General features: G+C 70.1%; 25 protein-coding genes. 11 read left to right on the top strand and 14 right to left on the bottom strand.

Going from position 1 to position 26,194, the window contains the following annotated elements:
• Window positions 1-86: 86 nt before the first annotated feature.
• The 3 genes from OG595_RS24560 to OG595_RS24550 all read right to left on the bottom strand — a co-directional run bounded on the left by OG595_RS24560 (window position 87) and on the right by OG595_RS24550 (window position 2,676).
• The gene (locus OG595_RS24560) at window positions 87-707 is read right to left on the bottom strand and encodes a TetR/AcrR family transcriptional regulator (RefSeq protein ID WP_329275451.1); all 621 of its coding nucleotides are present in this window, start codon (window positions 705-707) and stop codon (window positions 87-89) included.
• Complete coding sequence (locus OG595_RS24555; protein WP_329275449.1) at window positions 704-1,543, bottom strand: sugar phosphate isomerase/epimerase family protein; 840 nt, start codon at window positions 1,541-1,543, stop codon at window positions 704-706. The genes OG595_RS24560 and OG595_RS24555 overlap by 4 nt, the downstream gene beginning before the upstream one ends.
• Before the next feature lie 188 nt (window positions 1,544-1,731).
• Window positions 1,732-2,676: a Ppx/GppA phosphatase family protein gene (locus tag OG595_RS24550; RefSeq protein ID WP_329275447.1), complete on the bottom strand. Its 945-nt coding sequence runs from the start codon at window positions 2,674-2,676 to the stop codon at window positions 1,732-1,734.
• 155 nt (window positions 2,677-2,831) lie between these two features.
• On the opposite strand from OG595_RS24550, the gene OG595_RS24545 reads away from it, so the two are divergent.
• Window positions 2,832-3,626 carry a hypothetical protein gene (locus tag OG595_RS24545; RefSeq protein WP_329283157.1) on the top strand — a complete coding sequence of 265 codons (795 nt, stop codon included), beginning with the start codon at window positions 2,832-2,834 and terminating at the stop codon, window positions 3,624-3,626.
• Between the two features lie 59 nt (window positions 3,627-3,685).
• Here OG595_RS24545 and OG595_RS24540 read toward each other — a convergent pair whose 3' ends face one another.
• Window positions 3,686-5,482: a BACON domain-containing protein gene (locus tag OG595_RS24540; protein WP_329275444.1), complete on the bottom strand. Its 1,797-nt coding sequence runs from the start codon at window positions 5,480-5,482 to the stop codon at window positions 3,686-3,688.
• A 217-nt stretch (window positions 5,483-5,699) separates the two neighbouring features.
• On the opposite strand from OG595_RS24540, the gene radA reads away from it, so the two are divergent.
• Both radA and disA read left to right on the top strand, forming a co-directional pair.
• Window positions 5,700-7,109 carry a DNA repair protein RadA gene (radA, locus tag OG595_RS24535; protein WP_329275441.1) on the top strand — a complete coding sequence of 470 codons (1,410 nt, stop codon included), beginning with the start codon at window positions 5,700-5,702 and terminating at the stop codon, window positions 7,107-7,109.
• 81 nt (window positions 7,110-7,190) lie between these two features.
• A complete protein-coding gene (gene disA, locus OG595_RS24530; protein ID WP_329275438.1) occupies window positions 7,191-8,315 on the top strand; it encodes a DNA integrity scanning diadenylate cyclase DisA in 1,125 nt (374 codons plus the stop codon).
• 102 nt (window positions 8,316-8,417) lie between these two features.
• Here the strand turns inward: disA and OG595_RS24525 are convergent, their stop codons facing one another.
• Window positions 8,418-9,278 (bottom strand): hypothetical protein, encoded by an 861-nt coding sequence (locus tag OG595_RS24525; RefSeq protein WP_329275435.1) that lies wholly within the window; start codon window positions 9,276-9,278, stop codon window positions 8,418-8,420.
• A 355-nt stretch (window positions 9,279-9,633) separates the two neighbouring features.
• Between OG595_RS24525 and OG595_RS24520 the strand changes: the two genes are divergently transcribed.
• The 5 genes from OG595_RS24520 (at window position 9,634) to cseC (ending at window position 14,429) form a co-directional block, all read left to right on the top strand.
• Complete coding sequence (locus OG595_RS24520; RefSeq protein ID WP_329275433.1) at window positions 9,634-10,590, top strand: A/G-specific adenine glycosylase; 957 nt, start codon at window positions 9,634-9,636, stop codon at window positions 10,588-10,590.
• A 297-nt stretch (window positions 10,591-10,887) separates the two neighbouring features.
• Window positions 10,888-11,430: a SigE family RNA polymerase sigma factor gene (locus OG595_RS24515; RefSeq protein ID WP_329275431.1), complete on the top strand. Its 543-nt coding sequence runs from the start codon at window positions 10,888-10,890 to the stop codon at window positions 11,428-11,430.
• 224 nt (window positions 11,431-11,654) lie between these two features.
• A complete protein-coding gene (locus tag OG595_RS24510; protein ID WP_329275427.1) occupies window positions 11,655-12,305 on the top strand; it encodes a hypothetical protein in 651 nt (216 codons plus the stop codon).
• Between the two features lie 52 nt (window positions 12,306-12,357).
• Window positions 12,358-13,065: a two-component system response regulator CseB gene (cseB, locus tag OG595_RS24505; protein ID WP_164412131.1), complete on the top strand. Its 708-nt coding sequence runs from the start codon at window positions 12,358-12,360 to the stop codon at window positions 13,063-13,065.
• An 11-nt stretch (window positions 13,066-13,076) separates the two neighbouring features.
• On the top strand, window positions 13,077-14,429 hold the full coding sequence (gene cseC, locus OG595_RS24500; RefSeq protein WP_329275424.1) for a two-component system sensor histidine kinase CseC: 1,353 nt from the start codon (window positions 13,077-13,079) through the stop codon (window positions 14,427-14,429).
• Between the two features lie 226 nt (window positions 14,430-14,655).
• Here cseC and OG595_RS24495 read toward each other — a convergent pair whose 3' ends face one another.
• The gene (locus OG595_RS24495; protein WP_329275421.1) at window positions 14,656-16,311 is read right to left on the bottom strand and encodes an MDR family MFS transporter; all 1,656 of its coding nucleotides are present in this window, start codon (window positions 16,309-16,311) and stop codon (window positions 14,656-14,658) included.
• Between the two features lie 152 nt (window positions 16,312-16,463).
• Between OG595_RS24495 and OG595_RS24490 the strand changes: the two genes are divergently transcribed.
• The gene (locus OG595_RS24490; protein WP_329275418.1) at window positions 16,464-17,051 is read left to right on the top strand and encodes a TetR/AcrR family transcriptional regulator; all 588 of its coding nucleotides are present in this window, start codon (window positions 16,464-16,466) and stop codon (window positions 17,049-17,051) included.
• Between the two features lie 131 nt (window positions 17,052-17,182).
• On the opposite strand, the gene OG595_RS24485 is transcribed toward OG595_RS24490, so the two are convergent.
• Complete coding sequence (locus tag OG595_RS24485) at window positions 17,183-17,785, bottom strand: M23 family metallopeptidase (RefSeq protein ID WP_329275416.1); 603 nt, start codon at window positions 17,783-17,785, stop codon at window positions 17,183-17,185.
• A 487-nt stretch (window positions 17,786-18,272) separates the two neighbouring features.
• Here OG595_RS24485 and OG595_RS24480 point away from each other — a divergent pair, with 487 nt between their 5' ends.
• The gene (locus OG595_RS24480; RefSeq protein WP_329275414.1) at window positions 18,273-18,932 is read left to right on the top strand and encodes an HAD family acid phosphatase; all 660 of its coding nucleotides are present in this window, start codon (window positions 18,273-18,275) and stop codon (window positions 18,930-18,932) included.
• A 113-nt stretch (window positions 18,933-19,045) separates the two neighbouring features.
• Here the strand turns inward: OG595_RS24480 and OG595_RS24475 are convergent, their stop codons facing one another.
• Window positions 19,046-21,574 carry an ATP-dependent Clp protease ATP-binding subunit gene (locus tag OG595_RS24475; RefSeq protein ID WP_329275412.1) on the bottom strand — a complete coding sequence of 843 codons (2,529 nt, stop codon included), beginning with the start codon at window positions 21,572-21,574 and terminating at the stop codon, window positions 19,046-19,048.
• 440 nt (window positions 21,575-22,014) lie between these two features.
• Here OG595_RS24475 and OG595_RS24470 point away from each other — a divergent pair, with 440 nt between their 5' ends.
• Window positions 22,015-22,689 carry an SCO3374 family protein gene (locus OG595_RS24470; protein ID WP_329275411.1) on the top strand — a complete coding sequence of 225 codons (675 nt, stop codon included), beginning with the start codon at window positions 22,015-22,017 and terminating at the stop codon, window positions 22,687-22,689.
• Here OG595_RS24470 and OG595_RS24465 read toward each other — a convergent pair.
• The 6 genes from OG595_RS24465 to OG595_RS24440 all read right to left on the bottom strand — a co-directional run bounded on the left by OG595_RS24465 (window position 22,668) and on the right by OG595_RS24440 (window position 26,186).
• Window positions 22,668-23,003, bottom strand: a complete 336-nt coding sequence (locus OG595_RS24465; protein WP_329275410.1) for a histone-like nucleoid-structuring protein Lsr2 — start codon at window positions 23,001-23,003, stop codon at window positions 22,668-22,670. The two genes, OG595_RS24470 and OG595_RS24465, sit on opposite strands and share 22 nt — an antisense overlap.
• Before the next feature lie 227 nt (window positions 23,004-23,230).
• The gene (locus OG595_RS24460) at window positions 23,231-23,764 is read right to left on the bottom strand and encodes an amino-acid N-acetyltransferase (RefSeq protein ID WP_189150567.1); all 534 of its coding nucleotides are present in this window, start codon (window positions 23,762-23,764) and stop codon (window positions 23,231-23,233) included.
• Between the two features lie 9 nt (window positions 23,765-23,773).
• On the bottom strand, window positions 23,774-24,250 hold the full coding sequence (locus OG595_RS24455; RefSeq protein WP_329275407.1) for a BlaI/MecI/CopY family transcriptional regulator: 477 nt from the start codon (window positions 24,248-24,250) through the stop codon (window positions 23,774-23,776).
• A 66-nt stretch (window positions 24,251-24,316) separates the two neighbouring features.
• Window positions 24,317-24,499 carry a hypothetical protein gene (locus tag OG595_RS24450; RefSeq protein ID WP_329275405.1) on the bottom strand — a complete coding sequence of 61 codons (183 nt, stop codon included), beginning with the start codon at window positions 24,497-24,499 and terminating at the stop codon, window positions 24,317-24,319.
• A 108-nt stretch (window positions 24,500-24,607) separates the two neighbouring features.
• Window positions 24,608-25,249, bottom strand: coding sequence for a hypothetical protein (locus OG595_RS24445; protein WP_329283155.1), 642 nt, complete (start codon window positions 25,247-25,249; stop codon window positions 24,608-24,610).
• Window positions 25,250-25,388: 139 nt separating this feature from the next.
• Window positions 25,389-26,186: a type III pantothenate kinase gene (locus OG595_RS24440; protein ID WP_329275403.1), complete on the bottom strand. Its 798-nt coding sequence runs from the start codon at window positions 26,184-26,186 to the stop codon at window positions 25,389-25,391.
• Window positions 26,187-26,194: the final 8 nt, after the last annotated feature.

Raw genomic sequence — 26,194 nt, 5'->3', positions numbered from 1 at the left:
GCGGGCCCGGTGGGGGCTTGTCGCGCAGTTCCCCGCGCCCCTGAACGCTCGTGCGCGCCCCCGCTGAGAGCGTCGGCCCCGCGCCCCTAACGGGCGGGGCCGGCCAGGTGGGCCTGGATCGCGGGAGCCACTCTTTCGATGATCAGCTCCGGGTTCGCCGAAGCCAGGGGCTCGACCTTGATCACGTAGCGCAGCATCGCGATGCCCACCAGCTGGGCTGCCGCCAGTTCGGCGCGGAGTTCCGCGTCCGGGAGGTCCAGCTGCGCGGCCACTCGGCGGAGGAGCTGGGTGGAGATCAGGCGGCGGAATACGCCGGCCGCTGCCTCGTTGTTCATGGCGGAGCGGACGATCGCGAGGAGGGCCTTGCGGGTGGCCGGGTTCTCCCAGACTCCGAAGAAGAAGCGGGCCAGGCGCTCGCCGACGCCGTCGAGCGGGCCCTCGGCGATCGAGCCGGGAGCGCTGAGGAGAGGGCCGGCGGCCACCTCGATCGACGCCTCGAAGACCTGTTCCTTGGTGCCGAAGTAGTGGTGGACGAGGGCCGAGTCCACTCCCGCGGCCTTGGCGATGCCGCGTACGGACGTCTTGTCGTAACCCCGTTCGGCGAACTCCTCGCGGGCCGCCGTCAGGATGCGGTCGCGGGCGGCGGGGGCGTCCGCGGTGTCCGTACGGGAGGGGCGTCCCCGGCGGCGGGGGGCGGCGCTGGTCACGGGCGCGGTCCCCCGCCGGGGACGGCTCTGACGGCCGAGGCCAGGTGGAGACGGGTGAAGGCGAGCGCCTCGGCGAGGTCGGCCTCGCGCTCGGCGCCGGACATCGCGCGGCGCGTGTTCACCTCGATGACGACATGGCCGTCGAAACCGGTGACCGCGAGCCGTTCGAGCAGCTCGGCGCAGGGTTGCGTACCGCGACCCGGGACCAGGTGCTCGTCCTTGTTGGAGCCGTTGCCGTCGGCGAGGTGGACGTGGCCGAGGCGGTCGCCCATGAGGTCGACCATCGCCATGGCGTCGCTGCGTGCCGTCGCGGTGTGGCTGAGGTCGATCGTGAAGTGCCGGTAGTCGTCCTTCGTGACGTCCCAGTCGGGGGCGTACGCGAGCATCTCGCGGTCGCGGTAGCGCCAGGGGTACATGTTCTCGACGCCGAACCGGACGTCCGTCTCGTCGGCCATGCGCCAGATGCCGGTGACGAAGTCCCGCGCGTACTGGCGCTGCCAGCGGAACGGCGGATGTACGACGACGGTGGTCGCGCCGAGCTTCTCCGCCGCCGCCTGGGCGCGCTGGAGCTTGGTCCAGGGGTCCGTGGACCAGACGCGCTGGGTGATGAGGAGGCAGGGGGCGTGGACGGCGAGGATGGGGATCCTGTGGTAGTCGCTCAGTCTGCGCAGCGCTTCGATGTCCTGGCTGACGGGGTCCGTCCAGACCATGACCTCGACGCCGTCGTAGCCGAGACGCGCGGCGATCTCGAAGGCCGTCGCCGTCGACTCCGGGTACACGGAGGCTGTGGACAGCGCGACCTTCGCATCCGGGATGCGTACGACTGGTTCTGCCACGGGGACAGCGTACGGGGTGCCCCCGGCAGTTGGGCTCGGGGGCAGTGAGGTTGGCCGGCGCCGGGGTGCCGTTCGCCGTCGGGGGTCGGTGGTTGGGCGGGTGCGGGGCCGTGCGTGGCTCGTCGCGCAGTTCCCCGCGCCCCCGAGGTACGTGCAGCACAGGTCTTTCGAGAGGTGCCGAAGGCTGTCTACTCCGTGCCCATGTGGGTGCCCATGTGGTCGAGGCGGCGGAGGATCACGCCCTCCCGGAGGGCCCAGGGGCAGACCTCCAGGGTTTTCACGGCGAAGAGGTCCATCGCGGCCTCGGCCACCAGGGCGCCCGCGACGAGCTGGTTGGCCCGGCCCTCCGAGACTCCGGGGAGGGCCGCGCGTTCCGCTGTCGTCATGGAGGCGAGTTCGGGGACCAGCGTCTGAAGGGACTCGCGCTTCAGCTCGCGCTGGACGTAGAGACCCTCCGTGGAGCGGGCCGCCCCGGCCAGGCGGGCGAGCTGCTTGAACGTCTTCGAGGTGGCGACGACGTGGTCCGGGGCGCCGAATCGGCTGAACTCGCCCACCGTACGGGCGATCTGGGCGCGTACATGGCGGCGCAGGGACCTGATGTCGTCGGGGTCGGGCGGGTCGCCGGGGAGCCAGCCGGCGGTCAGGCGGCCGGCGCCGAGGGGGAGGGAGACGGCGGCGTCGGGCTGCTCGTCGATGCCGTAGGCGATCTCCAGGGAGCCGCCGCCGATGTCGAGGACGAGGAGCTTGCCGGCCGACCAGCCGAACCAGCGGCGGGCCGCGAGGAAGGTGAGCCGGGCCTCCTCGGAGCCGGACAGGACCTGGAGCTCGACTCCCGTTTCGGCCTGCACGCGCGCGAGGACGTCGTCGGCGTTGCTGGCCTCGCGCACGGCGGAGGTGGCGAACGGCAGCAGGTCCACGACGCCCTTGTCCTCGGCGGCCTGGAGCGCGTCCTGGATCACCGCGACGAGTTTGTCGACCCCCTTGGGGCCGATGGCTCCGGCGTCGTCGAGGAGCTGGGCGAGCCTCAGCTCGACCTTGTGCGAATGCGCGGGCAGGGGGCGCGCGCCGGGGTGCGCATCCACCACCAGCAGATGCACCGTGTTCGATCCCACGTCGAGGACACCGAGTCTCATGGACGGAACGCTACTGCCAGCCGCGCCCGCATCCGCCCCCGGAGCGGTGCCGGAAGGGGCTCTCGGCGACTTACTCTGGACGCGTGCCAAAGACGAAAAAGGCAAAGGCCGACAAGTCGGCAGCGGAAGCCCTCCCCGCGAAGTCCACGAAGTCCGTGAAGTCCCCGAGATCCGCGAAACCTCCGAAGACGGTGGTGGTGAGCGACGAGAAGGGGCTCGACTTCGCCCGCGCGTGGGTGGAGTTCCCCGATCCGGCCGACGACGAGCAGGTCTTCCGCTGCGATCTGACCTGGCTGACCTCCCGCTGGAACTGCGTCTTCGGAAGCGGCTGCCAGGGCATCCAGGCCGGCCGCGCGGACGACGGCTGCTGCACGCTGGGCGCCCATTTCTCCGACGAGGACGACGAGAAACGCGTCGCCGGATTCGTGGCGCGGCTCACGCCCGACATCTGGCAGCACCACGACATCGGCACGGAGTCGGGCTGGACCTCCGAGGACGAGGAGGGGTCGCGGCAGACCCGGCCCTACCAGGGGTCCTGCATCTTCCAGAACCGGCCGGGGTTCGCGGGCGGCGCCGGCTGCTCGCTGCACATCCTGGCGCTGAAGGAGGGCCTGGAGCCGCTGGAGACCAAGCCGGACGTGTGCTGGCAGCTTCCGGTGCGGCGGACGTACGACTGGATCGACCGGCCCGACGACACGCGCGTGCTCCAGGTGTCGATCGGTGAGTACGACCGGCGCGGCTGGGGTCCGGGCGGCCACGACCTGCACTGGTGGTGCACGTCGGCGACCTCGGCGCACGGCGCGGGCGACCCGGTGTACGTCTCGTACCGGCCGGAGCTGGTCGAGCTGATGGGCAAGGCGGGGTACGACAGGCTGGTCGAGCTCTGCGAGGAGCGGCTGGCCTCGCAGTTGCCGCTGCTGGCTCCGCATCCGGCGGATCCCGTTCGCTGACGCGGCCCAGCAGGCCCAGCAGGCCCAGCAGGCCCAGCAGGCCCAGCAGGCCAGCAGGCTCAGGAGGCCGTCGAGGGGCTCGGGGAGGCGCTGTCGACGGGCGGCGACGAGTCTCCGGGGTCGGCCGGGGTCGAGGCCGTCGGGGTGGGGGTGGGGGTGGGTTCCGGGTCCGGTGACGTGGACGGTGGCGGGTCGCTGGGGGGCGGCGTCGCGGGCGCCGAGGTCGTCGGGTCCGGGGGCGGGGTGCTCGGGCGGGGCGGGCCGGGGGCCGGTGGGTGCACCGGGGTCGGGTCCGGGGGTGTGGGCGCGGTGCCGTACCCCTCGATGGAGACGACGGCCGATGCCGGTGCGATCGACACCCGCGCGCTCCAGTGGCCGGCGGGCTCACGCAGAGGGTCGACGTACACCTTGATCGTGAACGACTCGCCGGGCCGCAGGGTTCCCGAGGACCGGCTCGGATACAGCCAGGACGCCCCGGTGGACGCCGTCCAGCGCACCGGGGTGTGCCCGGACGCGGTGAGGGTGATGAGTGTCGTGTCGCCGTCGCTGGACGCCTCCACGGTGAGCAGGCCCGGGCTGTCCTTCGCGCCGGGGACCGCGCTGACGACCTCCACGGAGACGTCCGGTGAGCCGTGGTCCTTCCTGACGAGGCCGCTGTCGGCGCCGGTTCCCGCGTTGCCGGCGTTGCCCGCGTTCTCGTAACCGCCGCCCGCCGCCTCGCCGTCGAGGACGTCCTGGCGCTGTGCCTCGCTCGCGGTGGCCGACCGGTCCCCGGGGCCGCCCTCGCCGGTCGCCGGAGCGCGGTAGGCCGCCCACAGGGCGAGCACGGGCGCGGCGACCACGGTGGCGACGACGGTGGTCGTGACGGCACGCGCGCGCAGCCGGTCCCTCCGGGCGGCACGGTCCTTGGGGTCCATCGGGAAGCCGCGCCGGTCGAAGCGCGGAGCGGCGGCTCCCCGCGCGCGCGGGAGGTGCGCCATGGCGACGTGCAGGGCCGCGCGGGGCGCCTCCAGGACGGGCAGTTCGGCGGGCGTGACGCTGGTGCCGGGCCAGGAGCCGGGGACGGCCCGCTCGGCGGTACGGCGGCACCGCGGGCAGTCGTCGACATGCCGGACCAGTTCGCGGCGCAGGGCCGTGCTGAGCACCAGCTGGTGGTCGCCGGTGAGGCGCGAGACGCTCGGGCAGGCGCCGGTCTCGACGACGGCGAGGGCCGCGCGGGTGCGTTCGACCTCGCAGGCGGCGGAGGCGAGCAGGTCTCCGGCGGCGGCGGGGTCCAGGCCCAGTACGGCGGCGACCTCGTGGGCGGCGAGCTTGTGGCGCACGGCGAGTTCGAGTGCCTCGCGCTGCTCGGGGGTGGTGCCGGCGGCCTCCGGCCAGGCGAGCTGGGCCAGTTCACGCCGGTGCGCTTCCTGGGTCTCCTCGGACACGGGAACCGCGGAGGCTGCGGAGTCGGCGGAGCCGGGGCCGGACCGGGGCACGGGGGCGGCGGACGCCTGCCGTTTGGCGCGCCGGCCCGCCGCGTGGCTGCTCTGACGTTTCTGCTTGGCCTCGGCCAGTTTGCGCAGACAGGCCCAGCGGGCCAGCGCGTACAGCCAGGCCCTGCGGTCACCGGCGGACTCGGGGCCGCGCGGGCTGCGGCGCTCGGCGAGCGCGAGGACGTCGCCGAGGGCGGCGGTGGCCGTGTCGTGGTCGCACAGGACGGACAGGCAGTAGGTGAACAGGCCGTCCAGATACGGCTCGTAGCGCGCGGGCGGGCGCTGGACCAGAGTGCGTCCCGCCGCCCGGTCGCGCGCCTCACGGTGCGCCCGGTGTGTGCCGGTGCTGCGGGTCGGGGTGTCCGGGCTACTGCTCATCACCCGTGCGACCGTAGGCGCCTTACGACGGCCCCTCCCTCCACCTTGAGCACTTTTAATCCGTACGGGTGAAACGATCCCTCAATAGGGGACAGCAGCCCCGGATTTTGTGGCCTGTTCCCGCCCTGACGTGGCCGATTAGCGCCGGGAGCGCGGCTTCCGGCACCCGTCGGCGACGGTGGTGGCGGTGATGTCAGTGGGTCCGGTTACGGTTCGTCCCATGGCTGTTCGTACGAAGACCGCTAAGGACCGTCCGTCCTACCGCTGCACCGAGTGCGGCTGGCAGACGGCCAAGTGGCTCGGCCGCTGCTCCGAGTGCCAGGCGTGGGGCACGGTCGAGGAGTACGGCGCGCCCGCGGTCCGTACGACGGCACCGGGCCGGGTCACCACCTCCGCGGTCCCCATCGGACAGGTCGACGTCCGCCAGGCCACCGCCCGCAGCACCGGTGTGCCCGAACTGGACCGCGTACTGGGCGGCGGGCTCGTCCCGGGTGCCGTCGTTCTCGTGGCCGGTGAGCCGGGCGTGGGCAAGTCGACGCTCCTCCTCGACGTCGCGGCGAAGTCGGCGAGCGACGAGCACCGCACGCTCTACATCACGGGTGAGGAGTCCGCGAGCCAGGTCCGGCTGCGCGCCGACCGCATCAAGGCGATCGACGACCATCTGTTCCTGGCCGCGGAGACGGACCTCGCGGCGGTGCTGGGCCACCTGGAAGCCGTGAAACCGTCCCTCCTGATCCTCGACTCCGTCCAGACGGTGGCCTCGCCGGAGATCGACGGCGCGGCGGGCGGCATGGCGCAGGTCCGCGAGGTCGCCGGGGCACTGATCCGCGCCTCCAAGGAGCGCGGCATGTCGACGCTCCTGGTGGGCCATGTCACCAAGGACGGCGCGATCGCCGGCCCGCGCCTGCTGGAACACCTGGTGGACGTGGTCCTGTCGTTCGAGGGCGACCGGCACGCCCGCCTCCGTCTCGTCCGGGGCGTCAAGAACCGCTACGGCACGACGGACGAGGTCGGCTGCTTCGAACTGCACGACGAGGGCATCACGGGCCTCGCCGACCCGAGCGGCCTGTTCCTGACCCGGCGCGCCGAACCGGTGCCGGGGACCTGCCTGACCGTCACCCTGGAGGGCCGCCGCCCGCTCGTCGTCGAGGTCCAGGCGCTCACCGTCGACTCGCAGATCCCCTCCCCCAGGCGGACGACGTCGGGCCTGGAGACGTCCCGGGTCTCGATGATGCTCGCGGTTCTCGAACAACGGGGCAGGATCAGCGCGCTCGGAAAGCGGGACATCTATTCGGCGACGGTCGGCGGGGTGAAGCTCTCCGAACCGGCCGCGGACCTCGCGATCGCCCTCGCGCTGGCCTCCGCCGCGAGCGACACCCCGCTGCCCAAGAACCTGGTCGCGATCGGCGAAGTGGGCCTTGCGGGCGAGGTCAGACGGGTGACGGGGGTCCAGCGCCGGCTGTCCGAAGCACACCGTCTGGGCTTCACCCACGCCCTCGTTCCCTCGGACCCCGGCAAGATCCCCGCCGGTATGAAGGTCATCGAAGTCGCCGACATGGGGGACGCGCTCCGAGTGCTTCCGCGGTCGCGTAGGCGAGAGGCCCCACGGGACGACGAGGACCGCCGGTAGACTTTGCCCAGGTCTCGCCCGTCCGTACGAACAACGTGTGCGAAACGGGAGCGGCCCAGAACCTGCGACCGGAGGAGTGCAGTGGCAGCCAACGACCGGGCAGCAGCTCCCGGAAAGTACGGTGGGAGCTCCGGTGCCGATGGCCTGATGCGCGCCTCACTGAGCGCCGTGGCACCCGGCACGGCGCTGCGCGACGGGCTTGAACGGATTCTCCGCGGCAACACCGGCGGACTCATCGTGCTGGGCTCCGACAAGACCGTCGAGGCGATGTGCACGGGCGGTTTCGTCCTGGACGTCGAGTTCTCGGCGACGCGGCTGCGCGAGCTGTGCAAGCTCGACGGCGGCATCGTGGTCTCCTCGGACCTGTCCAAGATCCTGCGGGCCGGCGTGCAGCTGGTCCCCGACCCGAACATCCCCACCGAGGAGACGGGCACCCGGCACCGCACCGCCGACCGCGTGTCGAAGCAGGTGAGCTACTCGGTCATCTCGGTGTCCCAGTCCATGAGACTCATCGCGCTGTACGTGGACGGCCAGCGCCGTGTCCTGGAGGACTCGGCCGCGATCCTGTCCCGCGCGAACCAGGCCCTGGCGACCCTGGAGCGCTACAAGCTCCGCCTCGACGAGGTCGCGGGCACGCTGTCCGCGCTGGAGATCGAGGACCTCGTGACGGTCCGGGACGTCTCCGCGGTGGTGCAGCGCCTGGAGATGGTCCGTCTCATCGCGACGGAGATCGCCGGTTACGTGCTCGAACTGGGCACCGACGGGCGGCTTCTGGCCCTCCAGCTGGAGGAGTTGATCGCGGGCGTGGAGCCGGAGCGCGAGCTGGTCGTCCGGGACTATGTCCCCGAGCCGACCGCCAAGCGCTCCCGCACCGTCGACGAGGCGCTCGCCGAACTCGACGCGCTCAGCCACGCCGAGCTGCTCGAACTCTCCACGGTGGCCAAGGCCCTGGGCTACACGGGCTCACCCGAGACGCTCGACTCGGCGGTCTCCCCCCGCGGCTTCCGCCTCCTGGCGAAGGTGCCGCGCCTGCCCGGCGCGATCATCGACCGCCTGGTGGAACACTTCGGCGGCCTGCAGAAGCTGCTGGCGGCGAGCGTCGACGACCTCCAGACGGTGGACGGGGTCGGCGAGGCGAGGGCACGCAGCGTGCGGGAAGGCCTGTCGCGGCTGGCGGAGTCGTCGATCCTGGAGCGGTACGTGTAGGTCGGCGCGTGCACGGGGCCCGAGGGGCGGCCGGCCTACCGGGTTCTCCTCGGCCCTCCCCAGTCCCTCTCGGCCCTTCTCGCCCTTCTCTCCTAGTCCTACCTAGTCCTTGTCCAGGACGAAGGACGTCTGGGCCTTCGGGAAGCCCTGGGCCTGCGCCTCCACGAGGTAGGTGTCGGCCGTTGCCGACCCCGCCTTCGGGGTGGCGCACTCGGGGGCGCTCGCCTTGCGGTCCCACTCGAAGGTGTACGTGATGCTGCCGCCGGCCGAGACACGGAACAGCAGACCGGCCGCGTCCTTGGGACAGTCGTCCGAGACCCAGATGTCGTCGTCACTGCTCGCCTGCGTGATCGTCACGACCGCCGCCTTCGGGCCGAGGTCGATCTTGCAGTCGTTGGCGGAGGAGTTCCTGGCGATCAGCTGGAAGGTGGGCGTCTCGTCGGGCGCGTAGACGTTCTGGACACTGCGCAGGCTCAACCGGACGATGCCGGCGGTGCAGTTGGGCAGGGTGGAACCGGCCGGAAGGGTATCGCCGCTGCCTACGCTGCCGTTGACACCGTCGTCCGTGCCTGCGCCGTCGCCACCCGTCCCGGCGGAACCGCTGTCGCCGCCGGACCCGCCCGAACCGTCCGAGCTGCCGGAGTCACCGGAACCCGAGGAATCCCCGGAACCCGCCGAGCCGGAACCGGAGTTCGAGCCGCCGGTGTCCGTGCTGCCCGACTCGTCGCGTCCGCCAGGGGCTTGGCTGATCGCGGGCCCCGATCCGGACGGTCCCGGGGTGATCGTCTGCACGGGATCCTTGCCGTTGGCGCCGTCCGTGCCGTTGTCGCCGCCCCCGCCGCCGGAAGCGGCGATCCAGATGCCCAGCATCGCCAACAGGGCGAGCACGGACAGCAGAACAGCCCTCCGTCGCCAGTAGATGGAGGAGGGAAGCGGCCCGACCGGATTGCGCATAGATCCCACGGCGCAAACTGTACGAGAGATCGGACAGTTCACTCGCCCCACCCGCCGCCGGGGACGCAACTTTTCCGGATCATCATCCCGGCGAAGGGGCGTTGATGACGTGGGTGAACTCCTGCCGGGCGGGGAGCAGTTCACGGCGCCGCATCCATTCAGCGCCGGCCGGCGCCACCCAGCCCGTCCGGCGCCTGAGGACGAGGCCGTTCAGGCCGAAGGCGGGTCTGGGGGCGGGTCTGGGGGCGCAGCCCTCAGGAAGAGGACGGGGCGGGCAGGGGCGGCGGGGGCGAAGAAACCACCCACCCCGTAACGCACCGCATCGCACACCCCCGCACCCCCACATGGCAGGATCGGAACCGCCATGACTGCGCCCACGAAACCCCCGCACCGCGACGCCGGCCCCACTCCCCTCCAGCACCCCCGCCCCCCGTCCCCCGCCACCGACGGCACCCCTCTCCACTCCCCCGTCATCGACTGGTTCGACGACCACGCCCGCGACCTCCCCTGGCGGCGCCCGGACGCCGGCCCCTGGGGCGTGATGGTCAGCGAGTTCATGCTCCAGCAGACGCCCGTGATCCGCGTACTGCCCGTCTACGAGCAGTGGCTCGCCCGCTGGCCCCGCCCCGCCGACCTCGCCGCCGCCCCCTCCGGCGAAGCCGTCCGCGCCTGGGGCCGGCTCGGCTACCCGCGCCGCGCCCTGCGCCTGCACGGCGCGGCTGTCGCCATAACGGAACGCCACGGTGGCGACGTACCCACCGAGCACGCCCAGCTGCTCGCCCTGCCCGGCATCGGCGAGTACACCGCCGCGGCCGTCGCCTCCTTCGCCTACGGCCAGCGCCACGCGGTACTGGACACGAACGTCCGCCGTGTCCTCGCCCGCGCCGTCACCGGCGTCCAGTACCCCCCGAACGCCACCACCGCCGCCGAACGCAAGCTCGCCCGCGCCCTGTTGCCGGACGACGAGTCCACGGCCGCCCGCTGGGCCGCGGCCTCGATGGAGCTCGGCGCGCTCGTCTGCACGGCCCGGAACGAGAGCTGCCACCGCTGTCCGATCGCCGCCCAGTGCGCCTGGCGGCTCGCCGGGAAGCCCGAGCACGAGGGTCCGGCCCGCCGCGGTCAGACGTACGCGGGCACTGATCGTCAGGTACGCGGCAAGCTGCTCGCCGTACTCCGGGAAGCCCACACACCCGTACCGCAGGCGGCGCTCGACGACGTGTGGCACGAGCCGGTCCAGCGCGCCCGGGCCCTCGACGGCCTCGTCTCCGACGGACTGGTCGAGCCCCTTCCGGGCGGGCTGTACCGCCTGCCGCACAGCTGAGACAGACAGCCGGAGATCCACACAGCCACCACACATGCCCGGCTTCCCGTAACGCCCCGGCGCGCTTCCGCAACACACTCACCCCACGCCCAAATCACCACATAGCGCCACCAATTACCCCAGCCGCTTACCCCTTCCCTATTTCCGTTACACAACCGACGGACAGCCGAGCGCTCACCGCAGGCTGGCTCGGACAGCCCCGTGACAACGGCTCCGTAGCTTCATCCCTGTAGGGACCACAAGGCAGTGAATGCCGACCGGCAGGGCGGGTCGGAAACGGGGACGGAGGCGGTCGAGATGGCGCAGCAGGGCGAGGTGCTCGAGTTCGAGGAGTACGTCCGCACACGGCAGGACGCGCTGTTGCGCAGCGCCCGTCGGCTGGTCCCGGACCCCGTCGACGCGCAGGACCTGCTCCAGACGGCGCTCGTGCGGACGTACGGCCGCTGGGACGGCATAGCGGACAAGCGGCTCGCGGACGCCTACCTCCGCCGGGTGATGATCAACACCCGGACGGAGTGGTGGCGGGCGCGCAAGCTGGAAGAGGTGCCCACCGAGCAGCTCCCGGACGCGTGCGTCGACGACTCCACCGAGCAGCACGCGGACCGCGCGCTTCTGATGGACGTCATGAAGGTTCTCGCACCCAAGCAGCGGAGTGTCGTCGTGCTGCGACACTGGGAGCAGATGTCCACGGAGGAGACGGCCGCCGCCCTCGGCATGTCGGCCGGAACGGTCAAGAGCACGCTGCACCGGGCGCTCGCCCGGCTCCGGGAGGAGCTGGAGTCCCGCGATCTGGACGCACGCGCGCTGGAGCATGAGGAGCGGGAGCGTTGCGCGGCCTAGGCACAGGAGCGACCGATCCCGGGGTCCCACGGACAGGAACGGGGACGGGGACGGGGACAGAGGCAGGGGCAGGGGCAGGGGCAGGGGCGACGGATACGGATACGGACGCGGCCTCGCCCTCGGGCCAAAGCCCAGGCCAAGGCCCTGGTCCTGGCGCAGGTCCTGGTCCTGTCTACGGTGCGGGATCGCGGGAGTGGCCGGGGCGTCGTGGCCCGGGGCTGCTCATGGGGTCGGCCCTGTCCGTCCCCGCCCGGCGTGGCTTTCAGGCGGTGATCACGGCGACGGCCGTGCTCGCCGCCCTCGCCCTTTTCGTCTCCGCCTGCGCCACCGGCGGCACCGGCGCCCGTGACGAGGGCCCGGCCGGCGCCGACGCCGTCGCGGGCAAGCTGAGCCCCACCCCCATGGCCTCCGCGTACGCCACTCCGGACGACGTGGACGCGGTCGAGCTCGTCAAGGGCGATCCGGGGGTCGCGGCGTCGGTCAAGCGCGCGCTGAAGCCGTGCGTCGGGGACGAGTACCCGGTCGACGTGTCGTACGGGGACCTGACCGACGGGGCCGCCGACGACGTCGTCGTCAATGTCATGACGTGCAGCGATGCCGTCGGGGTCGGTTCCTACGTGTACCGCGAGGCGGGGGACGGATACCGGAACGTCTTCAGGGCCGAGGAGTCACCGGTGTACGCGGAGATAGACCGCGGCGACCTGGTGGTCACCAAGCAGGTCTACAAGAAGGACGACCCGGTGACGAGCCCGTCGGGCGAGAATGTGATCACCTACCGCTGGACGGCGGGCCGCTTCGCCCTGGAGTACCGCACGCACAACGAGTACAGCAGCGCGGTCGACGGCGACGGCGCACCGACAGCGGCCCCGAACTGACCGCGCCACACCGCAGCCGCCACACACGAGACGAGAACTGAGAGCACCCGGGATGGCAGACCAGACCCACGTCCTCTTCGTCGAGGACGACGACGTCATCCGCGAGGCCACCCAACTCGCCCTGGAGCGGGACGGCTTCGCGGTCACCGCCATGCCCGACGGGCTGTCGGGCCTGGAGGCGTTCCGCGCCGACCGCCCCGACATCGCCCTCCTGGACGTCATGGTCCCGGGCCTCGACGGGGTCAGCCTGTGCCGCCGTATCCGCGACGAGTCCACCGTGCCGGTGATCATGCTGTCGGCGCGCGCCGACTCGATCGACGTGGTCCTGGGCCTGGAGGCGGGCGCCGACGACTACGTCACGAAGCCCTTCGACGGTGCTGTCCTGGTCGCCCGGATCCGCGCGGTCCTGCGCCGCTTCGGGCACGCGAGCGGCCCGGGCGCGGCTGCCTCGGAGGACAGCGGGCCCGTGACCGGCGGAGTGCTGGTCTTCGGGGACCTGGAGATCGACACCGAGGGCATGGAGGTCCGCAAGGAGGGCCGGACGGTGGCCCTGACACCCACCGAGATGCGGCTGCTGCTGGAGTTCTCGTCCGCGCCGGGCACGGTCCTGTCCCGCGACAAGCTCCTCGAACGCGTGTGGGACTACGGCTGGGGCGGTGACACCCGCGTCGTCGACGTCCATGTGCAGCGGCTGCGTACGAAGATCGGCCAGGACCGGATCGAGACGGTCCGCGGCTTCGGCTACAAGTTGAAGGCCTGAGCGGGCCGGCCATGCTCTCCAGAGAGAGGCGAATCATCCCGTTCAGCCGGTTCACGGGCATCCACACCGGCCTCAGATGGAAGCTGAGCGCAGCCATCGCGCTGGTCGGCGCGCTCGTGGCGGTCACGCTCAGCCTGGTCGTGCACAACGCGGCCCGGGTCTCGATGCTGGACAGCGCGCGCGACCTCGCGGACGAACGCGTCCTGATCGGGCAGAGCAACTACAACCTGTCGGGGCGGCCCAACTTCCCCGGCATCAAGGTCGACGACCCGAACCTGCCCGAGGAACTGCGGGAGAAGGCCGCGCAGGGCCGCCGGGCGACCTATGTGACCGACCGGCCGGACGGGGTGCCGGACATCTGGGCGGCCGTACCGCTCAAGGACGGGCACATCATGTCGCTGCACACCGGGTTCACCGACCGCAGTACGGACATCATGGCCGACCTCGACCAGGCGCTGATCATCGGCTCGATCGCCGTCGTCCTCGGCGGCAGCGCGCTCGGTGTGCTCATCGGCGCGCAGCTGTCGCGCCGGCTGCGCAAGGCGGCGGCTGCCGCCAACCAGGTCGCGAGGGGCGAGACGGACGTACGGGTGCGGGACGCCATCGGCGGTGTCGTACGGGACGAGACCGACGACCTCGCCCGGGCGGTGGACGCGATGGCGGACACGCTGCGGCAGCGGCTGGAGGCGGAACGGCGGGTCACCGCCGACATCGCGCACGAGTTGCGTACGCCGGTGACGGGCCTGCTGACGGCCGCCGAACTCCTCCCGCCCGGGCGCCCGACCGAGTTGGTCCTGGACCGGGCGCAGGCCATGCGCACGCTGGTCGAGGACGTCCTGGAGGTGGCCCGTCTCGACGGCGCGTCGGAGCGGGCCGAGTTGCAGGACATCATGCTGGGCGAGTTCGTGGCCCGGCGGGTGCTCGCGAAGGACCCGGAGATCGCCGTGCACGTGGTGCACGAGTCGGAGGTCACGACCGATCCGCGCCGGCTGGAGCGCGTGCTGTTCAACCTGCTGGCCAACGCCGCACGGCACGGCAAGGCACCCATAGAGGTGTCGGTCGAGGGCCGGGTCATCCGCGTGCGCGACCACGGCACCGGCTTCCCCGAGGACCTGCTGGCGGAGGGACCGAGCCGCTTCCGTACGGGAAGCAGCGACCGTTCGGGACACGGCCACGGCCTCGGTCTCACCATCGCCGCAGGCCAGGCCCGAGTCCTGGGCGCCCGCCTCACGTTCCGCAACATCCGCCCACCGGGCGCCCCGGAACACGTCCCCGCCGAGGGCGCGGTCGCAGTCCTGTGGCTCCCGGAACACGCCCCGACCAACACGGGCAGCTACCCGATGCTGCCGCGCAAGAGCGGCTGAGGGGGAGATACCCCCCCCAGCCCGTCCGGCGTTTGAGGACGAGGCCCGTTCAGGGCCGATAGCGGGGGTCTGGGGGCGCGGCCCCCAGACACAGGATGGGGCGGGTAGGGGCGGCGGGGACGAGAAAACACGGCCGAAGACCCCCGGGGCAGACACCACCCGAGGGCCTTCGACTCCTCACCGTCCCCCAACCACCACGCAGGGGTCGGCGACCAGAGGCCAGACCTCAGCCCACCTCGACCGCGGTCCCCTTGACCGAAGCCGAACCGGAAGCCGAACCCGAGCCCGGGCCCTCACCCGAGCTCTCCGCCCCCTTCTCCGCCTCCGCCCCCTTCAACGGAACCTCCTTCACGAACACCGCCGCCACCAGCACCACGACCGCCACCACAGCCCCCAGCAGGAACGCCGAGTGCGTCCCCGAGGACACCGCGTACTGGTACGCCTCCCGCGCCGCCGCCGGCAACTTCGCCAGGCTCGCCGCGTCCAGCTGCGCCGACTGCTCGGTCACCTTGGACCCCAGCGCCCCGGCCCGCTCGCTCATCACGTCCTGGACCCGGTTGTTGAACAGCGCGCCCATGATCGCGACCCCGAACGACGACCCGAGCGTACGGAACAGGGTGGTCGTGGAGGACGCGACGCCCATGTCCTTCATCTCGACGCTGTTCTGCGCGACCAGCATGGTGATCTGCATCAGACAGCCGAGGCCGGCCCCGACCACCGCCATGTACAGACCGGACGTCAGCCGCGAGGTCTCCGTGTCCATCTGCGCGAACAGGTACAGCCCGACGCTCAGCAGCACACCGCCGACCAGCGGGAACACCTTGTACTTGCCACTGCTCGTCGTGACCCGCCCCGCGACCATGGACACGACCATCATCGCCGCGAGCATGGGAAGCAGCAGCAGCCCGGAGTTGGTCGCGGACGCGCCCTGTACGGCCTGCTGGTACAGCGGCAGGAACAGCACCGCGCCGAACATCACGAACCCGGTGATGAAGCCGATGATCGACATCAGCGTGAAGTTGCGGCTGCGGAAGATGTGCAGCGGGATGATCGGCTCGGCGGCCTTGGTCTGCCAGAAGACGAACCCGACGAGCGAGGCGACGCCGATGCCGATGAGCTCCATGATCATGGCGGAGCCCCACGCGTACTCCGTACCGCCCCAGGTCGTGACGAGCACGATCGAAGTGATACCGACCGTCAGCAGCGCGACGCCCGGGTAGTCGATCCGCGTCTTCGCGCGCTTCTTCGGCAGGTGCAGTACGGCGCTGATGGCGGCGAGCGCTACGACACCCAGCGGCAGGTTGATGTAGAACGACCAGCGCCAGCCCAGGTGGTCCGTCAGCGCGCCGCCGACCAGCGGCCCGCCGATCATGGCGAGCGCCATCACGCCGGCCATCATGCCCTGGTACTTGCCGCGCTCACGTGGCGGAATCAGGTCCCCGATGATCGCCATGACCCCGACCATCAGGCCACCGGCACCAAGTCCCTGCACGGCGCGGAAGCCGATCAGCTGCCCCATGTCCTGGGCCATGCCGCTGAGCGCCGACCCGATCAGGAAGAGCACGATCGAGCTCATGAAGACGCCCTTGCGCCCGTACATGTCGCCGAGCTTGCCCCAGATCGGGGTGGAGGCGGCGGTGGCGAGCGTGTAGGCGGTCACGACCCACGCCAGGTGTTCGAGCCCGCCGAGCTCTCCCACGATCGTCGGCATCGCCGTACCGATGATCATATTGTCCAGCATCGCGAGCATCATCGCGATCATGAGCGCGAGCAGTACCACCCGCACGCTCCGCGGCTGCTTGCCCTGTCCGGCCTGACCACCCTGTCCGGCCTGCTCATCCCGCTCGCCCGACTCGTCCACCACTGCTCGCGTGTCCGCCATCGTCTCCGCCCACTCCCCCACGTACTCCCACTTACTTGCCGCCCGGCAAGTTGACTACACTGGGGAAGCTAGACCCCTAACTAGCCGGGCGTCAAGTAAGTTTTGTCCCAAGGGCACTCCCCGGGATCAGAAGCGGAAGCAGGAGTACGGGCATGGACCGCACCAAGCAGCGCCGACGCGGGGACACCCGTCAGCGCATCCAGGACGTGGCGCTCGAACTCTTCGCCGAACAGGGCTACGAGAAGACCTCGCTGCGGGAGATCGCCGAACGCCTCGACGTCACGAAGGCGGCGCTCTACTACCACTTCAAGACCAAGGAAGAGATCGTCGTCAGCCTGTTCGAGGACCTGACGAAACCGATCGAGGACCTGATCGAGTGGGGCCGGCAGCAGCCGCACACCCTCGAAATGAAGCAGGAGATCGTACGCCGCTACAGCGAGGCGCTCACCGAAGCGGCACCCCTCTTCCGCTTCATGCAGGAGAACCAGGCGACGGTACGGGATCTGAGCATCGGCGACATGTTCAAGACGCGCATGCTCGGTATGCGGGAGATCATCATCGACCCGGACGCCCCCTTGGTCGACCAGGTCCGCTGCATCAGCGCGATGTTCACGCTGCACGCCGGGATGTTCGTGCTCCACGACCTCGCGGGCGACGCGGACGAGAAGCGCCAGGCGGTCCTGGAGGTCGCGATCGGCCTGGTGACACAGGCGCACGAGGGCACGGCACACCCCTCGTAACCGCAGCACTGCCGACCGGCCGATCACACCCCGCTCGACCGGCCCGGACGGGCCACCAGGTCGGACGGGCCAGCAGGTCGGACGCGCCGGCAGACCAGTCGGACCGGCGGGTCAGACGTGTCCGCAGATGCTCAGACCGTCACGCCCTTGGCCCGCAGGAAGGCCACCGGGTCGACGGCGGACCCGTAGTTCGGCGTCGTACGGATCTCGAAGTGCAGGTGCGGCCCGCTGGAGTTGCCCGTGTTGCCGGACAGGGCTATGCGCTGCCCGGTGGCCACGACCTGGCCGACCTTCACGTTGATCCGCGACAGATGGGCGTACTGCGAGTACGTCCCGTTGCCGTGCCTGATGACGACGGCATTGCCGTACGCCGCCCCGTCACCGGCGCCGTTGCCGCCGGCCTTGACGACGGTGCCGCCGTGCGCGGCGACGACCTTGGTGCCGCTCGGCACGGCGAAGTCCTGGCCGGAGTGGGTGGACGACCACATGTTGCCGGCCTGGTTGAAGCTGGCGCTGAGCGTGTACTTCCTGACCGGGTCCACCCAGGAGGCGGCCTTCTTGGCAGCGGCCTGGACCTGCACGGCACCCGTCGCACCGGTCTCGGCGGCAGCCGCGACCCCGGTCACCCCCAGGACGAGTGACGCCCCGAGCCCGGCGGCCAGAACCGAGACACGGGAGACACGGGCCGTACGGGACTCACGGGACGGGGACGGGGTGGTGGCGCGCTGGAACATCGAGACCTCATGGGGACGGGGACAGAAAAGCCACCCGGCACGAGCGTTCCCGCCGGATGGGCATCCCCTTGGTAACCCCGAGCCCCGCGCATCCCCAAACTCCCGATCTACGACACAACTTAGTAGATGGCCACAAATTTACCCACTTCTTGACAAAGCAACCGAAGCAGCCGCTTCCCGCAAAGCGCGACCGACCCGCACCCTCACCCACTAATCACCCTAGTAACGGACATTTCACCTGTGCGTCATGTCACCGGCCCGCAAGATCCATGAACGTACGACTGTGACGCGCACAACTCACCACCGGGGGACCGGTGATGGGGCGAATAAACCCGCTCCGACTACTGGCACCCAGCCGCTACCCGTGAGTAATGTGCCCTTCCCACCCACGCCACTCACTTCCGCAAGCATGCCCCTGACACCCATACGTCTGACATGCGCATGCCCCGGCACCGCACGGCCCTACGTGAGAGGACCCCCGACTCCGATGACAAGAGGCTCAGCAGGCTCCTGGACGCCCTGGACCCGCCGTATCGGCCTGACCGCGGCCGCCGCGGTCGCCGCGGTGACACTGGCCGGCCCCGGCACCGCCCAGGCGGCGACCACCGCGGCGACCACTGCCACCGCGTCCGTGTCGACAGCCGCCGCCGAGGACGTCGACTACACCACCTGGCAACAGGACTGCCAGACCGTGATGGACGAGGCCCTGCCCTATCTGAAGCAGCGCATAGCCGCCGCCTCCAAGGGCGAGAAGCCGGCGATCGTCTTCGACATCGACAACACCACGCTGGAGACCGACTTCGGCTTCAGCTACCCGTCGCCGGCCAACGCACCCGTGCTGAAGGTCGCCCAGTACGCCCAGGACCACGGCGTGGCCCTCTTCTTCGTCACCGCGCGCCCGGACATCATCAAGCCCGTGACGCAGTACAACCTCACATACGTCGGCTACAAGGTGACCGGGCTCTACGCCCGCAACCTGATCGACCTCTTCAAGGACGTGGCCGCCTACAAGACCGCGCAACGCGTCGACATCGAGTCGAAGGGCTACACGATCATCGCGAACATCGGCAACAGCGCCACCGACCTGTCGGGCGGCCACGCGGAGAAGACGTACAAGCTGCCGGACTACGACGGCCAGCTGTCGTAGGACGTCGCCAGGGCACGCGAGAGGGGCCGGTGTTGGAAAGCACCGGCCCCTCTCGTTCAGGCAGTACCCGCAGGTGGAACCGCGGGCAGACCCTCAGGCGAACCCCCGGAGGGTCACGCCTCCTTGCTCAGGTTCGGTCCGGCACCGCCGGCCGCCTGCTCGATCGGCGGGACGTCGGGCAGTGCCGACTTCTCCTCACCCCGGAAGGTGAAGGCCGCGGTCTCGCCCTCGCCCTCCGTGTCGACGACCACGATGTGACCGGGGCGCAGCTCACCGAAGAGGATCTTCTCGGAGAGCGTGTCCTCGATCTCGCGCTGGATCGTGCGACGCAGCGGGCGGGCGCCCAGAACGGGGTCGTAACCCTTCTTGGACAGCAGCTCCTTGGCGGCCTGGGAGAGCTCGATGCCCATGTCCCGGTCCTTGAGGCGCTCGTCCACCTTGCCGATCATCAGGTCGACGATCTCGAGGATGTCGGCCTGCGTGAGCTGCGGGAAGACGACCACGTCGTCGACGCGGTTGAGGAACTCGGGGCGGAAGTGCTGCTTGAGCTCGTCCGAGACCTTGTTCTTCATGCGCTCGTAGTTGGACTTCTTGTCACCCGAGGCCGCGAAGCCCAGGTTGAAGCCCTTCGAGATGTCCCGCGTGCCGAGGTTGGTCGTCATGATGATGACCGTGTTCTTGAAGTCCACGACCCGGCCCTGGGAGTCGGTCAGGCGACCGTCCTCCAGGATCTGCAGCAGCGAGTTGAAGATGTCCGGGTGGGCCTTCTCGACCTCGTCGAAGAGGACGACGGAGAACGGCTTGCGGCGGACCTTCTCGGTCAGCTGGCCGCCCTCTTCGTAGCCCACGTATCCGGGCGGGGAACCGAAGAGACGCGACACCGTGTGCTTCTCGCTGAACTCCGACATGTCGAGGGAGATCAGCGCGTCCTCGTCACCGAAGAGGAACTCGGCCAGTGCCTTGGAGAGTTCCGTCTTACCGACACCGGAGGGGCCCGCGAAGATGAACGAACCACCGGGACGCTTCGGGTCCTTCAGACCGGCACGCGTACGGCGGATCGCCTTCGAGAGCGCCTTGACGGCGTCCTTCTGGCCGATGACCCGCTTGTGGAGCTCGTCCTCCATGCGCAGCAGGCGGCTCGACTCCTCCTCGGTCAGCTTGAAGACCGGAATGCCGGTGGCGGTCGCGAGGACCTCGGCGATCAGCTCGCCGTCGACCTCGGCGACGACGTCCATGTCGCCGGCCTTCCACTCCTTCTCCCGCTTGGCCTTCGCGGCGAGGAGCTGCTTCTCCTTGTCACGGAGGGAGGCGGCCTTCTCGAAGTCCTGCGAGTCGATCGCGGACTCCTTGTCCCGGCGCACGCCGGCGATCTTCTCGTCGAACTCGCGCAGGTCCGGCGGAGCGGTCATCCGGCGGATGCGCATCCGGGAACCGGCCTCGTCGATGAGGTCGATCGCCTTGTCGGGCAGGAACCGGTCGGAGATGTACCGGTCGGCGAGCGTCGCCGCCTGCACCAGGGCCTCGTCGGTGATCGAGACACGGTGGTGCGCCTCGTACCGGTCGCGCAGGCCCTTGAGGATCTCGATCGTGTGGGGGAGGGAAGGCTCCGCCACCTGGATCGGCTGGAAGCGGCGCTCAAGGGCCGCGTCCTTCTCGAGGTGCTTGCGGTACTCGTCGAGCGTGGTCGCACCGATGGTCTGGAGCTCACCGCGGGCCAGCATCGGCTTGAGGATGGAGGCCGCGTCGATGGCGCCCTCGGCGGCACCCGCGCCGACGAGCGTGTGCAGCTCGTCGATGAACAGGATGATGTCGCCGCGGGTGCGGATCTCCTTGAGGACCTTCTTCAGGCGCTCCTCGAAGTCACCGCGGTAGCGGGAGCCGGCGACCAGCGCGCCGAGGTCCAGGGTGTAGAGGTGCTTGTCCTTGAGGGTCTCGGGCACCTCGCCCTTGACGATGGCCTGGGCGAGACCCTCGACGACGGCGGTCTTGCCGACGCCGGGCTCACCGATGAGGACCGGGTTGTTCTTCGTACGGCGGGACAGCACCTGCATGACCCGCTCGATCTCCTTCTCGCGCCCGATGACCGGGTCGAGCTTGGATTCGCGGGCGGCCTGGGTGAGGTTCCGGCCGAACTGGTCGAGGACCAGGGACGTCGAGGGCGTGCCCTCGGCGGGGCCGCCACTGGCGCCGGCGGTCTCCTTGCCCTGGTAACCGGAGAGCAGCTGGATGACCTGCTGACGCACCCGGTTGAGATCTGCGCCCAGCTTGACGAGGACCTGGGCGGCGACGCCCTCGCCCTCGCGGATCAGGCCGAGCAGGATGTGTTCCGTGCCGATGTAGTTGTGGCCCAGCTGAAGGGCCTCGCGGAGCGACAGCTCCAGGACCTTCTTGGCACGAGGGGTGAAGGGAATGTGTCCGGACGGGGCCTGCTGGCCCTGACCGATGATCTCCTCCACCTGCTGGCGGACCGCCTCGAGCGAAATCCCGAGGCTCTCCAGGGCCTTAGCGGCGACACCCTCACCCTCGTGGATCAGGCCCAGGAGGATGTGCTCGGTGCCGATGTAGTTGTGGTTGAGCATCCGGGCTTCTTCCTGAGCCAGGACGACAACCCGCCGCGCGCGGTCGGTGAACCTCTCGAACATCGTTAATCGCTCCTCAGAGCGGTCAGGCAGTAAGGGGACGCTCCCCTCCCTGTCCTTCCGCAGCTTAGTCCCGCAAGCGGGGACCGCTCATTCCAACTGCCGACACCGGACCGAGAACCAACACAGCCTCCTGACCCCGTACGCCGACATTTGCTCCAACCCGATCGTGCGAGACGATGTTCCCGCAGGCCAGGGAGATACCCTCACTATCAGTACGCCGATGGCGAACGTGAGACGCCCTTTTCTGCGTGTCGCCCCCTCCCACTAGGGATGTCTTACCCGTACGGACCGACACTCCATGCCGGATGCACGGGTTCCCTCCGCTACGGGCGAACAACCTTGCGCCGCCGAACTGCTCCGCACACTCCGAAATCGGCACTCTGTGCGCCCACGGGGGCACCCAGCGTAACTCGCGGCCTGTCCCAACGGTTGGCTTTGGCATGGTCTCCACGGTCCCCCTTCCTCGTCGCCCTCTTGATACGGGCGACACCGCCGGTGGTCTCACAAGCAACACCGGTAGCGATGTCACCAGTGACGTCCGCCGTTGGTACGAGAACGAACTGGGATGGGCGACAGTGCCCGGTTCCGGTTCCCGGGGACTTCCGCTCCGGCTGGCCGCGGGTCCGTGCTTCGACGTACTGGACGTGCCGGCGGAGGCGGGTTTCGCGGCGCTGCGCCACCGGGCGCGGACGCGAGCACCGGGTTCTCCGGTGGCCCTGTGCGGGGACCGGATGCTGCTGCTGGTGGCCGCGGGCAGCGCGGACGAGCTGCCGGGGCTGCTGGACTGGCTGGAGTGGGGCGGCCTCACACCGGACCTCAGGGCGATCGGCGAGGGCGGCCACATCGAGGCGCCCCTGCCGCCCGGGTTTCCCGCACTGCCCGGCTTTCCCGGGCCCGCGGGCGACTTGCCGGGCCGTACAAATCCGCAGGGGGCCGCTGTCTGGCTGCGGCCCCCTGAAACAGGGTGCGGGACTGAAATCCCGCTGCCGACGATGTCGGCCCTGGGGGGCGTCGGAGGCGCCCCCGATCTCGTACGGCTGGTGGACACGCTGGCGACGCAATGCCATCGGGTCCGACTGCGGCGCGCGTGCGCTCAGCCGTTGGCCTTCTCGTAAGCCTCGCGAATGGACGCGGGAACACGGCCACGGTCATTGACCTCGTAACCGTTCTCCTTCGCCCAAGCACGGATCTGCGCGGTGTCCTGGCTGCCGCCCGCGGCGACTCGCGCCTTTCCACGCCCTCCCGAAGCACGGCCTCCGGTACGACGGCCGCCCTTGACGTAGGCGTCGAGGAGACCGCGAAGCTTGTCGGCATTGGCAGTCGTGAGGTCGATCTCGTACGTCTTGCCGTCCAACGCGAACGTCACGGTCTCGTCGGCCTCGCCGCCGTCGAGGTCGTCGACAAGAAGGACCTGAACCTTCTGTGCCACCGGATTTCCTTTCATCGATAACTTGGGAGCCGAGGCCGCGGCGTGCGCCGCCGATTCGCGTCCCCTGTTATATGCAGTACTGCAGTACATCGGAAAGCAAACCGCTTTTGCCGGAAAAACACAAACCCCCGGGAGAGACCGACCACCCTTCCCCGGGCCGGAAACGTGCGCGTTTCGGACATAGGGAACCTGGGCAGGGCGGCCGACGGAAATTGCCCGATGCCCGATCACAGATGCAGAAGCATCCGGCTGTTGCCCAAGGTGTTCGGTTTCACTCGTTCGAGACCGAGGAACTCCGCGACACCCTCGTCATAGGAACGCAGCAGCTCGGCGTAGACATCGGTGTCGACAGGCGTCTCACCGATCTCCACGAAGCCGTGCTTCCCGAAGAAGTCCACTTCAAAGGTCAGACAGAAAACGCGACGAACACCGAGCCAGCGGGCGGTCTGCAGCAACTTCTCCAGCAACTGATGCCCGACACCGGAACCTCTGAGGTCGGGGTTCACGGCAAGAGTGCGGACTTCGGCGAGGTCTTCCCACATGACGTGGAGTGCCCCGCACCCGACGACCTCACCGTTGTCGTCGCGTTCCGCGACCCAGAACTCCTGGATGTCCTCGTAAAGCGTCACCGTCGCTTTGTCGAGCAGGATACGGCCACGGACGAACGAGTCAAGGAGTCCGCGTACGGCCTGGACATCGCTGGTCCTGGCCCGCCGGACGGTGATGGCTTTCGCTGTGACTTCGGGACGGATCGCTGACATGAGCGGACGCTATCGCCTGGTGGGGTCCTGGACCGAGGCGGGGTTCTCGTAGGCGGTATCTTCCGCGGCTTCCGTCTGTTCGGCGCGTTCGGTCTGTTCGGCCCGTTGAGGCCGTTCGACCTGTTCCGGCCCTTGGACGATGTGAACGGCATCCCTGAGGGCGAGCCGCTGTTCTTCGCTCATCATGCCGAAGAAGGCGACGAGAGCGGCGGCGGGGTTGTCACTCTGCGACCACGCGTCGTTCATCAACGCGGCCGAGTAGGCGGCGCGGGTGGAGACCGCCTCATATCGATAGGCCCGGCCTTCCGCCTCACGACGGACCCAGCCCTTCTGATGGAGATTGTCCAAAACGGTCATCACCGTGGTGTACGCGATGGACCGTTCCTGCCGAAGGTCTTCCAGGACTTCCCGAACGGTGACCGGGCGGTTCCACTTCCACACCCGCGTCATGACCGCGTCTTCGAGTTCTCCCAATGGGCGAGGCACAACTCAGCACACTAGTGGGAGAAACGGTGAATAGCGCGAAGGACGTGCGCATTCACCACCAAACACCTACGAAACGGAGCGGCCCTGTCCGGCCTGCCCGGTCTGCTCGGCCCGGGCGATGGCGGCGTCGGCTGCGGCGTCCTCCTTGGCCTTGTTGGCGCCGCCCTGACTCTTCACCATCGTCACGATCACGGCGATGAAGAGCGCGGCCATCACTACGGGGGGCACGAGCGCGGAGACGTAGTCCATGGGGTCCAGAGTAGCCAGACCGGGGAAAGGCCCGGGCGGGGGCCCGGGCCTTGGCAATTCCAGCTCTGTTCGGCCTGTCCGTTCGGCCTGTCCGTTCAGACCGTCCGTTCAGCCCGCGGCGAGCTGCTGTGGGGGATTCGCGGGCGGGGTCGGCTTGCGCCGCGGGAAGACCTCGCCCGGGGTGGGTACCGGGCGGGCGGGCCTGGGGGCGTCGGGTGCGGGCCGGGGGGCGGGTGCGGGCCGCTCGTGGGGCTGCTTCTCCGCGGGCCTCCCACCGGGCTTCCCGGCGGGCTCCTCGGCGGCGAGACCACCGGTCAGGGCCAGCAGGCGGGTACGGGAGGCCGGCACCGTGGGCGCGACCGGCGGACGGCCTGCCACTCTGGCGCCCAGCCGGGCCCGTACGTCGCGCTCCGCGTGCCGCAGACAGCGGTCCAGGAGGGCGGCGGCGACCGGGTTCCCCCGCAGCGCCCGGAGGGCGGCGAGGTCGTCCGGGCCCGGGCGGTAGCCGGAGCTCAGCGCCTCCTCCATGAGGGTGAGAAAGCCGGCGGCGGTGCCGGGCAGGGCGGCGCGGTAGCGGGCGAGGTCGGCCACGAGGAAGGCCCGCAGCCGGGCCCCCTCGTGCGCCGCCTCGTCGACGGACTCGGCTAGCCGGAGACAGTCCTGGACGTCCTCTGCGGAGGCGGGGCCGGGGTGGAGGGCGAGGGCGAGGGCTCGACGGAGCACACGCAGCTCCTCCGCACCGAACGCCATGCCGCCGCGAGATCCGAATGGCGTGGGCATGCGGCGACGATACGCGCTAATCAGACAAACTCGACATTGAGCGGGCGTGTGGCGCCGGGAGCCACCCAGGTGGCCGTGCCCCGTCCTCGGCCCCCGAGGACGGGACGGCTCACATACGGGACACGTTCCGCTCGTAGACCAGCCGCAGCCCGATCAACGTGAGCCACGGCTCGTGCTCGTCGATCACCGACGCCTCGCCCAGCACCATCGGCGCCAGTCCACCCGTCGCGATCACCGTCACCTCGTCCGGGTCCGCCGCCAGCTCCTTCGCCATCCGCGTCACCACACCGTCGACCTGACCGGCGAACCCGTAGATGATGCCCGCCTGCATCGCCTCGACCGTGTTCTTGCCGATCACCGCCCGGGGCCGCGCCACCTCGATCTTCCGGAGCTGCGCCCCCTTCACGCCCAGCGCCTCGACCGAGATCTCGATCCCCGGGGCGATCACCCCGCCGACGTACTCGCCGCGCGCGGACACCGCGTCGAACGTGGTCGCCGTACCGAAGTCGACGACGATCGCGGGGCCGCCGTAGAGCTCGACGGCGGCGACCGCGTTGATGATGCGGTCCGCGCCGACCTCCTTCGGGTTGTCGGTGAGGATCGGTACGCCCGTCTTCACGCCGGGCTCGACCAGCACCGCCGGCACATCGCCGTAGTAGCGCCGCGTCACCTCGCGCAGCTCGTGCAGCACCGACGGCACGGTCGCGCAGATGGCGATGCCGTCGATGCCGTCGCCCAGCTCGTCCCCCAGGAGCGGGTGCATGCCCATGAGGCCCTGGAGGAGGACCGCGAGCTCGTCGGCGGTGCGGCGCGCGTCCGTGGAGATGCGCCAGTGCTCGACGATCTCGTCGCCGTCGAAGAGCCCGAGGACGGTGTGCGTGTTTCCTACGTCGATGGTCAGCAGCATGGCCGTGT

It is taken from the genome of Streptomyces sp. NBC_01451 (assembly GCF_036227485.1).
Lineage (GTDB): Bacteria > Actinomycetota > Actinomycetes > Streptomycetales > Streptomycetaceae > Streptomyces.
Note: the sequence above shows the minus strand (reverse complement) of the source record. Positions and strands in the feature narration are given on the sequence as shown.

Coding starts and splice junctions, on each gene's coding strand:
- OG595_RS24550 (WP_329275447.1), bottom strand. CDS start 2,676: ATGAGACTCGGTGTCCTCGACGTGGGATCGAACACGGTGCATCTGCTG.
- radA (WP_329275441.1), top strand. CDS start 5,700: ATGGCTGTTCGTACGAAGACCGCTAAGGACCGTCCGTCCTACCGCTGC.
- OG595_RS24520 (WP_329275433.1), top strand. CDS start 9,634: ATGACTGCGCCCACGAAACCCCCGCACCGCGACGCCGGCCCCACTCCC.
- OG595_RS24515 (WP_329275431.1), top strand. CDS start 10,888: ATGGCGCAGCAGGGCGAGGTGCTCGAGTTCGAGGAGTACGTCCGCACA.
- OG595_RS24510 (WP_329275427.1), top strand. CDS start 11,655: ATGGGGTCGGCCCTGTCCGTCCCCGCCCGGCGTGGCTTTCAGGCGGTG.
- cseB (WP_164412131.1), top strand. CDS start 12,358: ATGGCAGACCAGACCCACGTCCTCTTCGTCGAGGACGACGACGTCATC.
- cseC (WP_329275424.1), top strand. CDS start 13,077: ATGCTCTCCAGAGAGAGGCGAATCATCCCGTTCAGCCGGTTCACGGGC.
- OG595_RS24495 (WP_329275421.1), bottom strand. CDS start 16,311: ATGGCGGACACGCGAGCAGTGGTGGACGAGTCGGGCGAGCGGGATGAG.
- OG595_RS24490 (WP_329275418.1), top strand. CDS start 16,464: ATGGACCGCACCAAGCAGCGCCGACGCGGGGACACCCGTCAGCGCATC.
- OG595_RS24485 (WP_329275416.1), bottom strand. CDS start 17,785: ATGTTCCAGCGCGCCACCACCCCGTCCCCGTCCCGTGAGTCCCGTACG.
- OG595_RS24480 (WP_329275414.1), top strand. CDS start 18,273: ATGACAAGAGGCTCAGCAGGCTCCTGGACGCCCTGGACCCGCCGTATC.
- OG595_RS24475 (WP_329275412.1), bottom strand. CDS start 21,574: ATGTTCGAGAGGTTCACCGACCGCGCGCGGCGGGTTGTCGTCCTGGCT.
- OG595_RS24470 (WP_329275411.1), top strand. CDS start 22,015: ATGGTCTCCACGGTCCCCCTTCCTCGTCGCCCTCTTGATACGGGCGAC.
- OG595_RS24460 (WP_189150567.1), bottom strand. CDS start 23,764: ATGTCAGCGATCCGTCCCGAAGTCACAGCGAAAGCCATCACCGTCCGG.
- OG595_RS24450 (WP_329275405.1), bottom strand. CDS start 24,499: ATGGACTACGTCTCCGCGCTCGTGCCCCCCGTAGTGATGGCCGCGCTC.
- OG595_RS24445 (WP_329283155.1), bottom strand. CDS start 25,249: ATGGCGTTCGGTGCGGAGGAGCTGCGTGTGCTCCGTCGAGCCCTCGCC.
- OG595_RS24440 (WP_329275403.1), bottom strand. CDS start 26,186: ATGCTGCTGACCATCGACGTAGGAAACACGCACACCGTCCTCGGGCTC.